Source organism: Buttiauxella sp., from assembly GCF_049686335.1.
Lineage (GTDB): Bacteria > Pseudomonadota > Gammaproteobacteria > Enterobacterales > Enterobacteriaceae > Buttiauxella.
In genome coordinates this window covers 42,325-56,213 of record NZ_JBAVHX010000008.1, presented here as the reverse complement: position 1 = coordinate 56,213, position 13,889 = coordinate 42,325, and the positions used below count along the sequence as shown (strand labels likewise).

The following is a 13,889-nucleotide window of genomic DNA, read 5'->3' as shown; positions in this document are numbered from 1 at the left end:
GCTTAAGCCTCCACACCGATATCAACGCCAAAATGCGCTAACAAATATTTTTCTGCGGCTTCGTTCCACACGCCATGTGTCTGTGCAACCAGCTCTGCAAGGCGGCGGAATAACGGGTCTGTTTCCCCTAAGCGCGCAAAATCGGTAATCGCGGTCAGCGGCATCGTGACGCCGTTATAAATCAGCTTTTTGCCGCCAGGAATATCCGGCAGGTTAATCACGGTTTCAGGAACAGCATCCAGGCCCCCGACGTGGGTGACCATAAATGACGGTTGTAATCGCCCGCTGGCGGCAAGCTCAATAGCTTCAAGCATGTCGTCCGTGGAGCCTCCGGAAGTCCCGACGATATGCGTGCTGCCGTAATGCACGTTGTAGAAGTTAAACGGCACTTTAAAGTTTTTATCGGTTGGTCCGGCAAAGAAATTCAGGCAACCATCATCAGCCAGCAGATCGTCGCCAAGCTCGATGACCGCAGGCACGGCGGCATAAACAAATACATCGTCGAAACCTGCGCCTCCAGTCATGTCGCGCAACGCGGCGGCAGGGTCATCCAGATTTTTGCTGTTCACATAAACCAGTTCAATGCCATTTTTTGCCGCCAACTCTACTGGTAAGAGTGTTTGTGCTTGCGCCAGTCGGGTTTCATCAATATCTACCACCACAACTTTGCGCGGTTTAATATTTCCGTTAATCGCATAGTCAATTGCGCCGATACCCATCGGCCCGGCGCACGCTAATAAGGCAAGGTTACCGCCGGGTTTAATTCCCATGCGGTGTTCATAAACATATTGTGTGGTGTGATAGTTAGCTTTATAGGCACCAATAATGCAACACATCGGTTCTGCCAGAGAGGCTGCTGCAAAATAAGATCCGCGGTAAGGTAATACACATCCCATATCGATGGCCAGTTTAGGGATAATCATATATGTCGCGTTACCGCCGAAATATTCATAGCTGTAACCGGCTGAATATCCGCTTGGTAATCCCATTGCCGGTTGCAGAACGTAACGCTGACCTTTCTTATATTTATCCCGTAGATTACTTCCTACTTCCACAATCACGCCAGCACACTCATGGCCGGTAATAACCGGGTGATTAATTAAATCATCCGGCACACGTTTGTGATCGCTGGCCAGTAACGCCGCTTTCCAGGTTGATAAACAAACGCTATCGGAAATTACACTCACGAGTAATTCATCATCAGTGATTTCGGGTAATTCAAATTCGCGGATACGGACATCCCGCTTGCCATAAATGGCTGCAACTTTAGTTTTCATCGGAATCCTTATTATTTTGCCTGGGAAGTCAATTCATTAAATAAAACATCAAGCTTAGGGTCGCCAATATAGTTATTAATGAGTATTAGCGGTTTATCAGACACCCGTTTCACACGCCCTTCAAGGCTTGCATGAGTAACAATGATTTCTGCATTCTGCGGAACGTTTTCAATCGCATAATGTTTAACTTCCGTTTCCATGCCCTGCTTTTCCAGGCGTTTACGGAATGTTGTCGCTCCCATGGCACTTGAGCCCATTCCCGCGTCACAGACGAAAGCAATCAGTTTCACTGGCCCTGTATTCCACGCCCCCTCTTGTTTCATCACCTTCATGGCGCTTGCCGTTTCATCGAAGTTGTCATCCTTTTCGGCTTCTTTGCTACGGTCCATTTTGAGGATCAACGAGGTGATAACAAACGATACGACTGTTGCGACTGTTACCCCAGCGATGGTGGCAAAGAAGGCACCTCGTGGTGTCAATGCCAGATAGGCAAAGATAGAACCTGGGCTTGGCCCCGCAACAAGTCCACCGCCCAAAAGATTAAAGGTGTAGATCCCGGACATACCGCCTGCAATCATGGCAATCAGCGTCAGCGGCTTCATCAATACATACGGGAAATAGAGTTCGTGAATGCCGCCGAGGAAGTGAATGATCATCGCTCCAGGAGCGGATTTTTTTGCCATTCCTTTGCCAAATATCGTGAACCCAAGGAGCAGACCCAGCCCAGGACCTGGGTTTGATGCCACCATAAAGAAGATGGATTTACCCGTATCAGACGCTTGCTGCATTCCAAGTGGATAGTAAACCCCCTGGTCGATAGCATTGTTGAGGAACAGAATTTTTGCTGGTTCGTTAATCAGGGAAAGTAGCGGCAAATAACCGGTACTGACTAATGCTTCAATGCACTCTTTTACGAAGTTGTTCGCTACCAGTACCGCAGGGCCAATGACCTCGAAAGCCAACAGACAAAGCAGCATCCCCGCAATACCCAGTGAGAAGTTATTGATAACCATCTCAAAGCCCGGTGGAATATGTTTTTCCAGCGTTCTGTCGATAACTTTAATGGCCCAGCCGCCGAGCGGCCCCATGATCATCGCGCCAATAAACATAGGAATGTCAGCGCCAACAATCACGCCGATAGTGCCGATACCGCCCATCACCGCGCCACGCTTGCCACCCACTAAATGCCCGCCGGTCGAACCAATCATAACGGGCAGTAAATAAGTGATCATCGGGCCAACTATTTTCGCGAAATGCTCATTGGGCATCCAACCGGTTGGAATAAATAACGCGGTAATAAAACCCCACGCAATAAAAGCGCCAATATTGGGGATAACCATGGCGGTAAGAAATCCCCCGAACGCCTGGACTTTGGCACGAGCTGATTTATTTTTCATATTTATCCTTTTTATACCCTAAATAATTCAAGTTGCATTGAGGCAGCAAGAGAGCGAATCCCGATGAACTTACATAAGTAAGTGATTCGGGTGAGTGAATGTAGCCAACAAAGATGCAGCTTGAAGTATGACGGGTATTATCCCTGAGAGATAATATCCATTAATTGCTGTTCAGTATTTGCGTTCAGCAAGGCCTCAATTTGAGATTCTTCACAAAACAGTTCACTCAATGCCTGAATGGCACCAATATGCTCATCAGAATCAGCCGCAGACAATCCTATTAATAGCTTTACTGGTTCTTTACCCTCACCGAAAGCAACCGTGTTTTTTAATAGGGTAAGTGATAACCCGGTTTTTATTGCACCGCATTCTGGCCTGGCATGCGGCATTGCCACATAGGGTGCCAGAATATAATACGGCCCAGTTTCTTGCGTTGTAGATTTTATTGCATCGATGTAAGAAGAGGTGACATATCCTTTTTGCAACAGGACTTCCATTGAATAATCTATTGCCTGCTGCCAGTTCTCGGCAGAGGTTTTTATGGATATAGCAGCATCAGGGAAATAATCTATTAACCGCATACTGACTTCCTCGTTTGTAGGGTGTTTTTATTTTAAATAAAATATGACGGCGAGGAAAATAAATCAAATGGGTGATGGAAAGGCGAGGATTTTTAAGCGAAAATGATTTACTGAATTAATTCAAATGATTAGATTAAACATTTTTCATTAATGCATTTTGTCAATATCTATAATTTGACTTAATTCACAAATACACAACTCCAGTTAATGCAATAGTTGCAATTAAGATCACATTAATGGACTTGATTGAATTTGTTTTTGAGATATTACGCAATGGGTAAAATGTGACAACTTCAAAAGAAAACAGCCAATCGGCAGTACCGCCGGCTGGCTGTTTTTAGTTATCGGATTTATACCCAGGATACTTCATGACGCAGGTAGGCGGCAATCGAATGAATCCTGATGAGCTTACTCAAGTAAGTGATTCGGGTGAATGAGTGCAGCCAACAACCCAGCATCTTGAAGGGCGACGGGTTTAAATCAGAATTCGATGCGCGCGCCCAGGTTATAACGACGCCCTTCAACCAGCCCGTAATCACCCCATTGAGTGATACGTTGTGGATCGGCATCGAACAAGTTGTAGATCCCCGCCAGAAGTTGAGTGTGTTTGTTCACCTGATAACGCGCGCCAAGATCGATCATCGTCCAGGTGTCGTAATCAACATGATCGCCAGTGTCGCGGTTGCTGCCGCGGTAATTGGCTTTACTCCACAGATCCAGCGCTTCGGTCGCAGACCAGGTAAGCGACAGATTTGCCATATGGCGTGGGAAATCATTCAGCGCGTAACCTTTGTTAACACCCGTTTTCTGCTCGCTGTGGTTATAGGTGTAGTTTGCATTGGCTTTCACTGTTTCGGTGACCTGCCAGTCAGCATTCAGTTCCACACCGTAGACATCAGCTTTACCGACGTTGAAATATTTGCTGATGGAATCGGCTTTATAACCGTTCATCTGGCACTGATTGGTATCCGTCGTTTCGCAGATACTCTGTTCGGAAATTTTATCTTTGAACTGGGTATAGAAAATCGTGCCGTCTAATGCCAGCTTCTCACCAGCCCAGTAGAGGCCCAGTTCCGAGTTAACACTTTTCTCAGGCTTAAGCTCATCATTACCCACGGTCAAATACGGATACGGTGGCAACGAACCGCGCGGCGTGACAAAGTCCGCAGACGTCTCACGGAGTTCCGGTTTTTTATAACCTGCAGAGACCCCACCTTTCAGCGCCCATGCATCAGTGATCGACCAGTTACCGTAGAGTTTTGGCGTAACATGCGTGCCGAAATAGTTGTCACGATCCAAACGAGCGGAAGTAGTTAGCGTGAAGTCCCCCATTTGCCAGCCATCTTCAGCGAACAGCGCCCAACCGTCGCGGCTGATTTTCGTCACCGGATCAACCCCAGGCGCTTCTTTGCTTGATACAGCAAACTGATCGTTCAGCTCTTCACGGGTGAAGTTAGCCCCCACTGTGAGCTTGTGATTATCAAGCGTGAAGGTCGTCTGGCTGTTCGCGACATAGTTCTCGGTTTCGATGTACTGAGGTGAATCACCGTCCAGTTCGTATTTTGACCGACCTTTCTCGTAGTTGATGTAGTTGTTAGTCGTGATGGTATCTTCCGCGTACCAACCGGTGTGGCTCAGCGTCACTGCATCACGGTCAAACGTCCACATCCAGGGCGCTTCATCACGATTCTTCTTTTGTCTTCCCGTCACCACATTCAGGTCAAACAAGTTAGTTTCATTGGCCGCCAGACCCACAGTCATATCAATCGATTTACGATCGTTTTTGCTGAAGTATTTATCGCGTTCATCATCACGGCGGTTTAGCCAGTCAGCTGCAACACTGACACCTAATACGTCTGGCACAATTGGCCCCATGGCAAACAGATTCATCTGGTTGGTATTGCCGAATGTGCTGTCTTCTTGAATGAAAGTATTTGCCGCCAGCGCCCCAGTCCAGTCGTTTACGCCGTACGGTTTTTTGGTAATAACGTTAACCACCCCGCCAATCGCGTCAGAGCCATACAGTGAAGACATTGGCCCGCGAATCACTTCGATACGCTCAATGGCTTCCATTGGCGGTAAGAAGTTAACTTCCGCGCCAATATCCTGGCCGTACGGGCGCGACTCGCCGGTATTCTGTTTAACGCTGTTAACCATATAAGCGGTATAGCTTGAATCCATGCCGCGCATCATTATATCGCCAGACGACATATCGCTTGAACCAGTACCAACATTAACCCCAGGCAAATCCTGAATAGCCTCGGCAACATTACGGTTAGGTTTTTCATCGAGCTGTTTACGGTCAATAACAGAAATTGTGGCGGGCGCTTCTTTTTTCTGTTGAGAAAAACCCGATGCCGTCACGACCATTTGATCTTCAGACTCTTTGAGCGTTGCGTTATTTTCTTCTGCGTGTGCCGGAAGCATTGTGCCTCCAGCGAGAACGACTATTCCTGCTAATGCCAAACGTTTATTGTTTCCCATTTTTTAATTACCTGAGATATTGAAAAAAAGTATGCTTGCCCTGTGAATTTTCATCACAGGGTTTTATTTTTCTTTTAATTGAAATGTATTTAGATTTTGTCGAGTTCGACTTTAATTATGTAGTCCGGCTTTTTACCCATTTCTTTTTCACCCTGCTTCACACTGGCAAAAAGTGTGCGGCCATCCGATGAAAGCGCGAGACTATTCGGCAGCGCCTTAGTAGCGATACTGGCTTTCACTTTATAGGTTTTGCTATCAACAATGCTAATCAGTTGCGCATTACGATGAGTAATATAAATTTCATTACGCGCCGCGTTATACATCACAGCCAGGGAGTTGATGACGTCTATGTGATGAATGATTTTTCCATCTTTAAGCGAAACCACCAGTACATTCGGTAAATCCGGATCGGTAATAAATGCACGTTCTTTATTATCATCCAAAGCAATATTTAAGAAGAAATGTTTTTTCTGCGGTTCGACTTTATTACGGGAAAGTATTTTATTATCGCTGGCATCAAGTGTAATTAACTCGCCGCTGCCGTTAACGGCATAAACCCTTCCCTTTTCTTCATCGATTGCCAACCCGGTTGGATATTCCCCCATATTTTCAATGGTGGCAATATGCTGCTGTTTTTGTGTATCGATAACCCAAATAATTCCTTTCTGAGTCACACCCGATACATATAAACGCTGGCGTTTTTTATCAAGTACCATTTCACGAGTGTGAATAATCTCTTTGGGATGACTCAGGTCACTCAGTTGTACAGTCTTAATCTCTTTACCACTGTGTGTATCCATCAGCGTCACAGAGCCTTCGAGAGTGTTGCCGATATACAGAATGTGGTTTTCGTCATCCAGCACCGTGGCGAATGCACGTCGCTCAGTGGTCATTTTTCCGGTGGCCTTAAGCGTGTCCGGGTTTAGTTTGTAGACCAGACCATCAGTCTTATCTTTATCAAATGAAGGCGCTGAAGCGGCAAACAGAACGTTTTGAGAGGCGTCATATGCCAGCTCATACACCCCATTCCCCATAGGGACGGTAAGAAAGTCCTTTTCAGAGAGTGGTTTAGCACTCACGCTCAATGAGTTCATCAATAGTGCGATGGTTAAAGCAATGAAGCCCGATTTCTGGTATCCGTACAAAGTATGTCGATTCATTTACTTAGATTCACATTTATTTACGAATGTGAATGATAATGATTTTCAATTGCATTATCAACAATAGATAAAAAAAGGCCAGCAATGAATGTTTGCTGGCCTTAGAGGTATGACGTTTTACAGAACTGCTTTAGCCTGTTTCACCACGTTTTCTACAGTGAAGCCAAACTCTTCGAACAGTTGCTCAGCAGGTGCTGATTCACCGAAGGTGGTCATGCCAACAACAGCGCCGTTCAGGCCAACGTATTTGTACCAGTAGTCAGCGATGCTGGCTTCGATAGCAACACGTGCGCTAACCGCTTTCGGCAGCACGGCTTCACGGTAAGCTGGATCCTGCTTGTCGAATGCATCAGTAGACGGCATAGAAACGACGCGCGCTTTGATGCCTTCAGCAGTCAGTTGATCCCAGGCGGCAACCGCCAGTTCAACTTCAGAACCGGTTGCAATCAGAATCAGCTCAGGCTGGCCTGCACAATCTTTCAGAACGTATGCGCCACGGGCAACATCTGCCAGTTGCTGTTCAGTACGATCCTGCTGCGCCAGGTTCTGACGGGAGAAGATCAGAGCGGTCGGGCCGTCGTGACGTTCTACAGCGTATTTCCACGCCACCGCAGACTCAACCTGGTCACATGGACGCCATGTGCTCATGTTTGGCGTCACACGCAGGGCAGCAAGCTGCTCTACAGGCTGGTGAGTTGGGCCATCTTCGCCCAGACCGATAGAGTCGTGGGTGTAAACCATCACCTGACGTTGCTTCATCAGCGCAGCCATACGCACCGCGTTACGGGCATATTCAACAAACATCAGGAAGGTGGAGGTGTACGGCAGGAAACCACCGTGCAGCGCAATACCGTTGGCAATCGCGGTCATACCGAATTCACGTACACCGTAATGGATGTAGTTACCGGCCAGATCTTCGTTGATTGCTTTAGAACCAGACCAGATAGTCAGGTTAGACGGTGCCAGGTCAGCAGAGCCGCCGAGGAATTCAGGCAGCAAATGACCGAATGCTTCGATAGTGTTCTGGGATGCTTTACGGCTGGCGATTTTCGCCGGGTTAGCTTGCAGGTTCTTGATGAACTCTTGCGCTTTAGCAGCAAACTCAGCTGGCATGTCGCCTTTCATACGACGGGTGAATTCAGCAGCTTCCTGTGGGAAGGCTTTAGCGTATGCAGCGAACTTCTCATTCCATGCCGCTTCTTTCGCCTGGCCTGCTTCACGAGCGTCCCACTGAGCATAAATGTCAGACGGGATTTCGAATGGCGCGTGTTTCCAACCCAGAGCTTCACGGGTCAGTGCGATTTCTGCGTCACCCAGTGGTGCACCGTGGGAATCGTGCGTACCGGCTTTGTTCGGAGAACCGAAACCGATGATGGTTTTGCACATCAGCAGTGAAGGTTTGTCGATAACCGCTTTGGCTTCTTCAACAGCGCGTTTGATAGCGTCTGCATCGTGACCGTCCACGCCGCGCACTACGTGCCAGCCGTAGGCTTCAAAGCGTTTAGCCGTATCGTCTGTGAACCAGCCTTCAACGTGGCCATCGATGGAGATACCGTTGTCATCATAGAAGGCAACCAGTTTACCCAGACCCAGCGTACCCGCCAGCGAGCAAACTTCGTGGGAAATACCTTCCATCATGCAGCCATCACCCATAAAGGTGTAGGTGAAGTGGTCAACGATGTCGTGACCAGGACGGTTGAACTGTGCCGCCATGGTGCGTTCTGCGATTGCCATACCCACTGCGTTCGCAACACCCTGACCCAGCGGGCCAGTTGTGGTTTCAACACCAGCGGTGTAGCCCACTTCCGGGTGACCCGGAGTTTTGGAATGCAGCTGACGGAAGTTTTTCAGTTCTTCAATCGGCAGGTCATAACCTGTGAGGTGCAACAGGCTGTAAATCAGCATTGAACCGTGGCCGTTAGAAAGAACGAAACGGTCGCGGTCAGCCCAGGCTGGGTTCTGCGGGTTATGGTTCAGGAAATCGCGCCACAGGACTTCGGCAATGTCGGCCATACCCATAGGGGCGCCCGGGTGACCGGATTTGGCTTTTTGTACTGCGTCCATGCTGAGTGCACGAATAGCATTGGCAAGCTCTTTACGAGAGGACATTTTGACTCCAGATCGGATGGTTGAAGGTCAGGCCTTGACTACTATGCGTTATGGGCTACGCCCAAAAAATTGCCATCAATGTACCGCAAGCCGTCTGCCATGTACATGGAGCATCCTTTTGTCCGCTTAAGAAATCTCTGGAAGCTGCTCGCATGTTGCGCAAGTTGCTGCGCGAGTTTGGCTAACTTCTTTATACTGATGCAACTAGCCGACGATTTGTGGCTGAATCACCTCTGAGCAGTTATCACTAATTAAGGATATTGGCATGAAATTGCGCCCAATTTTATTAAGCCTGAGCGTTGCTGCCCTACTGAGCGGCTGCCAGAACATGGACTCTAACGGTCTGCTCACTTCCGGCGCGGAAGCTTTTCAGGCGTACACACTGAGTGATGCGCAAGTTAAAGAGTTAAGCGACAAATCCTGTGCTGAGCTCGACAGTAAAGCGAGCATTGCGCCAGCCAGCAGTGAATACGCGCAACGGCTGACAAAAATTTCCTCCGCACTGGGCGACAACATCAACGGCATGCCAGTGAACTACAAGGTTTACGTCACCAAAGACGTGAACGCCTTTGCGATGGCCAACGGCTGTATTCGCGTGTATAGCGGCCTGATGGACATGATGAACGATAATGAAGTCGAAGCGGTTATCGGCCACGAAATGGGCCACGTCGCACTGGGTCATGTGAAGAAAGGGATGCAAGTAGCGTTGGGGACTAACGCGGCGCGTGTTGCAGCAGCTTCTGCGGGCGGTGTAATTGGTAGCTTGTCACAGTCACAGCTTGGCGATTTGGGTGAAAAACTGGTGAATGCGCAGTTCTCCCAGCGCCAGGAATCTGAAGCCGATGATTATTCGTATGATTTGTTGAGAAAACGCGGGATTAACCCAATCGGCCTGGCGACCAGTTTTGAGAAACTGGCCAAGGAAGAAGAAGGCCGCCAAAGCTCAATGCTTGACGACCACCCAGCTTCAGCCGAACGAGCGCAGCATATTCGCGACCGTATGACAGCAGATGGGCTGAAGTAAAATTACCCCTCATCCCGACCTTCTCCCTCAGGAGAAGGAGAAAACCGTACAATCCCCTCTCCTTTGGGAGAGGGTTAGGGTGAGGGGGCAACACTTAATAAAGGCGATTACTCGCCCTTCTTAGCAGCCTGGATATACAACATTTCTAACGCCAACGTCGCACCCGCCAATGCCGTGATTTCAGACTGGTCGTAAGCTGGTGCAACTTCAACAACGTCCATACCGACGATGTTCAAGTCTTTCAAACCACGAACCAGTTTCAGCGCGCGGTCGGTCGTCAAACCGCCAATCACTGGCGTACCAGTGCCTGGCGCGAAAGCCGGATCGATACAGTCGATATCAAATGTCAGATATACCGGCATATCACCAACAATCTGCTTCACCTGCGCCAGCACGTCGTCAACGGTGCGGTCGTTAACCTGTCCCGCATCCAACACGGTGAAACCGTTGTCTTTGTCGAACTCGGTACGAATGCCAATCTGCACAGAATGGTTAGGGTCGATCAAACCTTCTTTTGGCGCGGTGTAGAACATGGTGCCGTGGTCAAACTCGCAGCCGTTCGCGTAGGTGTCAGTGTGTGCATCGAAATGCACCAGCGCCATCTTACCGAAGTGCTTCGCATGAGCACGCAGTAACGGCAGAGTCACAAAGTGGTCGCCACCGAAAGAAAGCATACGTTTACCCGCAGCCAGCAGTTTTTCTGCGTGGGCTTGCAGACGTTCGCTCATATCACGCGCGTCACCGAAGGCATATACCAGGTCGCCACAGTCAACAACGTTCAGACGCTCACGCATGTCGAAGTTCCACGGGAAGCGGTTGCCTTCCCATGCCAGATTGGTCGATACCTGACGAATAGCCGCAGGGCCATGACGTCCACCCGCACGGCCAGAAGTCGCCGCATCAAAAGGAACGCCAGTAATCACCCAATCAGCATCACTTTCATAGGGCATGAAGTTCAGCGGAAAACGTAAAAAACCGAAGGCGTTGGAAACCAGGGAGTTATCGTATTGATGGCCTAAGGTGCTCATTGTCTGACCTCGCGGTGAAAAGTTGAAAATATGTCAAAAAAAAGTCCCCGCCGCGTCGTTAAACCCGACGAGGAAGGGACTGGATTCATTCAGACTGCTTATTGGCGGGGATTATCGCCCAATACAGACTTATGTGTACACTAATTACTCTGAATAATGACAAACCGCACAGGTCGGATAAGCGCAGCGTCATCCGACACAACAGGCGTAAATGGTGGATGATGCTTTCGCTTGTCCACCCTACAAAACTCTTTACTCGTCTTCGAGATAAGTATAGCCGTACAAACCAGCCTCAAACTCTTCGAGGAACTGCTGCTGCAAAGCGGCATCCAGATCGGTCTGTTTCACTTGATCACGGAAGTGAGTCAACAGCGTGTTCGGATCAAGCTGAACGTATTCCAGCATATCCGCAACCGTATCACCTTCATCAGAAAGCTCAACTTCCACACTACCGTCAGGGAACACAAACACATCAACCGCTTCGGTATCGCCAAACAGGTTATGCATGTTACCCAGAATTTCCTGGTAAGCACCGACCATGAAGAAGCCCAGCAGAGGCGGGTTTTCCGCATCGTATTCTGGCATAGGCATGGTGGTCGCAATGCCGTCACCGTCAATGTAGTGATCGATAGCACCGTCGGAGTCACAAGTGATATCCAGCAGTACCGCACGACGCTCAGGGATCTGGTTCAGACCTTCGAGCGGCAGTACCGGGAACAGCTGATCGATACCCCACGCATCCGGCATTGACTGGAACAGTGAGAAGTTGACGTAAATCTTATCCGCCATACGTTCTTGCAGTTCGTCGATGATTGGACGGTGTGCACGGTTGCTTGGATCCAGCAGACGCTGAATTTCGTGGCACATGCTCAGGTAAAGCTGCTCCGCCCAGGCACGCTCTTGCAGGGAGAAACTCCCCGCCGAGTAACCGGTGTGGATATCATGCAGATCGTTCTGGCTATCGTGCAGCCATTCACGCAGCGAGCGACGGTTGTTCGGCTCATGCATTTCGCCCCAGGTTTCCCACATGCTTTGCAGTGCACGGGATGCGTCTGCAGCCGGAGCCGTTGGCGTAGTGTATTCGTTGCGTTCAACACCGATGATGTTAGACACCAGCACGGTGTGGTGCGCAGTGACCGCACGACCGGACTCGGTAATCACCGTCGGGTGCGGCAGACCGTTTTCTTCACATGCGTCGCCAATCGCCCAAATGATGTTGTTCGCATATTCGTTCAGGCCATAGTTGACCGAACAATCGGACTGAGAACGCGTTCCTTCGTAGTCCACACCCAGACCGCCGCCCACATCGAAGCATTCGATATTGACGCCCATCTTGTGCAGCTCAACGTAGAAGCGAGCCGATTCACGCACGCCAGTGGCGATATCGCGAATATTCGCCATTTGCGAACCGAGGTGGAAGTGCAGCAATTGCAGGCTGTCGATACGACCGGCTTCACGCAACATCTCAACCAGTTGCAGAACCTGCGTCGCCGCCAGACCAAATTTGGATTTTTCGCCGCCTGATGACTGCCATTTGCCGGAACCTTGTGACGCCAGACGGGCACGCACGCCAAGACGTGGCACGACATTCAGACGCTCGGCTTCTTCCAGCACAATGCGAATTTCAGACATCTTCTCGATGACCAGATAAACCTTGTGGCCCATCTTCTCACCGATCAACGCCAGGCGGATGTATTCACGGTCTTTATAACCGTTACATACGATAACTGAACGCGTCATCCCGGCATGTGCCAGCACGGCCATCAGTTCCGCTTTAGAACCCGCTTCCAGGCCCAGCGGTTCTCCGGAATGAATCAGCGATTCAATCACGCGACGATGCTGGTTTACCTTAATAGGATAAACGAGGAAGTAGTCGCCGTTATAGCCGTAGGATTCACGCGCACGTTTGAACGCTGCGTTAATCGAACGCAGGCGGTGCTGCAAAATCTGCGGGAAGCAAAACAGTGCAGGCAAACGCTGACCCTGTGCTTCACGGGCTTTTACGAGTTCAGCGAGATCAACACGCGCTTGCGGAACATCAGGATCCGGGCAAACGGTGATATGACCCAGTTCGTTGACGTCGTAATAGTTATTGCCCCACCAGGCAATATTGTAAGTACGCAGCATTTTGCTGGCTTCCTGGGAGCTCATGGCAACCTCCTGCATGGAGCGGTGTACATCCTGCTCGCCCACTGACGAACCCGAAACAGAAGAGATTTTGTCAGACATGGCGAACCTCAAATTTAAACGAATGTGCAAAACAGTTGACTACTATCGCAGGGGTATCCCGCAATAACAACCCATTAACAGCGCGTAGTAGCAGCATAAGACGCTGACAGATAATCTGTGCGACCGGTTTCTTTTTCATATCATTGTATAAACACGTAACCGAGTTCCGTAAACGGTTCGGCGAAACCACGAGAAAACCCTTATCGATGACAAGAGAGCCCAAGTTCTGAATTTCGCGGGATTAGTGACCGGCCCGAGAGTCCTGAGAAGCGCCGAGATGAGTCGTTACCCTATGAGTAAAACATCGGCAGGGATGCAGCAAAGAGATGCTTAATGAGAGAGGCAAATGCACACCAGACTGGTGAGCCAGATTCTGCGAATTACAGCGGTTTTTCAATCCTGACACCTCCACACATACCATTTGGGGCATGCGACAAGCCAAAGCTAAGAAATTTGCTCAACCCGGCTGGAAGTGGGCAACACGTAAAATGTGTGCTTGTTGAATGAGCCGCGCGCGCCGCTTTATACCGATAACGGCTAAAAATTGCAAAACAAAAATCCAGGCTTTGCGGCACTGTCAGTAAAAATTGCCACGCCCGA

The 13,889-nt window shown here is 49.3% G+C and carries 11 protein-coding genes; 1 reads left to right on the top strand and 10 read right to left on the bottom strand.

All coding sequences use genetic code 11. The annotated features are described in order from the left end of the window. Positions 1-2 precede the first annotated feature (2 nt). The 6 genes from WBL83_RS05650 to tkt form a co-directional block, all read right to left on the bottom strand. A complete protein-coding gene (locus WBL83_RS05650; RefSeq protein ID WP_424588227.1) occupies positions 3-1,277 on the bottom strand; it encodes a zinc-binding dehydrogenase in 1,275 nt (424 codons plus the stop codon). Positions 1,278-1,288: 11 nt separating this feature from the next. Further along, positions 1,289-2,674 carry a PTS mannitol transporter subunit IICB gene (locus WBL83_RS05645; RefSeq protein WP_424588226.1) on the bottom strand — a complete coding sequence of 462 codons (1,386 nt, stop codon included), beginning with the start codon at positions 2,672-2,674 and terminating at the stop codon, positions 1,289-1,291. 137 nt (positions 2,675-2,811) lie between these two features. After that, entirely contained in the window at positions 2,812-3,255 is a 444-nt protein-coding gene (gene cmtB, locus WBL83_RS05640) for a PTS mannitol transporter subunit IIA (protein WP_424588225.1), read from the bottom strand. Between the two features lie 480 nt (positions 3,256-3,735). After that, positions 3,736-5,739, bottom strand: a complete 2,004-nt coding sequence (locus tag WBL83_RS05635; RefSeq protein ID WP_424588224.1) for a TonB-dependent receptor domain-containing protein — start codon at positions 5,737-5,739, stop codon at positions 3,736-3,738. An 89-nt stretch (positions 5,740-5,828) separates the two neighbouring features. Then, entirely contained in the window at positions 5,829-6,899 is a 1,071-nt protein-coding gene (locus WBL83_RS05630) for a YncE family protein (protein ID WP_424588223.1), read from the bottom strand. A gap of 117 nt (positions 6,900-7,016) precedes the next feature. Then, entirely contained in the window at positions 7,017-9,008 is a 1,992-nt protein-coding gene (gene tkt / locus WBL83_RS05625) for a transketolase (RefSeq protein WP_424588222.1), read from the bottom strand. A gap of 265 nt (positions 9,009-9,273) precedes the next feature. Between tkt and WBL83_RS05620 the strand changes: the two genes are divergently transcribed. Continuing rightward, the gene (locus WBL83_RS05620) at positions 9,274-10,032 is read left to right on the top strand and encodes a M48 family metallopeptidase (protein WP_424588221.1); all 759 of its coding nucleotides are present in this window, start codon (positions 9,274-9,276) and stop codon (positions 10,030-10,032) included. A 107-nt stretch (positions 10,033-10,139) separates the two neighbouring features. Here WBL83_RS05620 and speB read toward each other — a convergent pair whose 3' ends face one another. The 4 genes from speB to WBL83_RS05600 form a co-directional block, all read right to left on the bottom strand. Further along, the gene (gene speB / locus WBL83_RS05615) at positions 10,140-11,060 is read right to left on the bottom strand and encodes an agmatinase (RefSeq protein ID WP_424588220.1); all 921 of its coding nucleotides are present in this window, start codon (positions 11,058-11,060) and stop codon (positions 10,140-10,142) included. Positions 11,061-11,312: 252 nt separating this feature from the next. Then, positions 11,313-13,289, bottom strand: a complete 1,977-nt coding sequence (gene speA, locus WBL83_RS05610; RefSeq protein WP_424588219.1) for a biosynthetic arginine decarboxylase — start codon at positions 13,287-13,289, stop codon at positions 11,313-11,315. After that, positions 13,282-13,386, bottom strand: coding sequence for a hypothetical protein (locus WBL83_RS05605; protein ID WP_424588451.1), 105 nt, complete (start codon positions 13,384-13,386; stop codon positions 13,282-13,284). Before WBL83_RS05605 ends, speA begins: the two co-directional genes overlap by 8 nt. Positions 13,387-13,530: 144 nt before the next feature. Further along, positions 13,531-13,710 carry a hypothetical protein gene (locus WBL83_RS05600; RefSeq protein WP_424588450.1) on the bottom strand — a complete coding sequence of 60 codons (180 nt, stop codon included), beginning with the start codon at positions 13,708-13,710 and terminating at the stop codon, positions 13,531-13,533. Positions 13,711-13,889 lie beyond the last annotated feature (179 nt).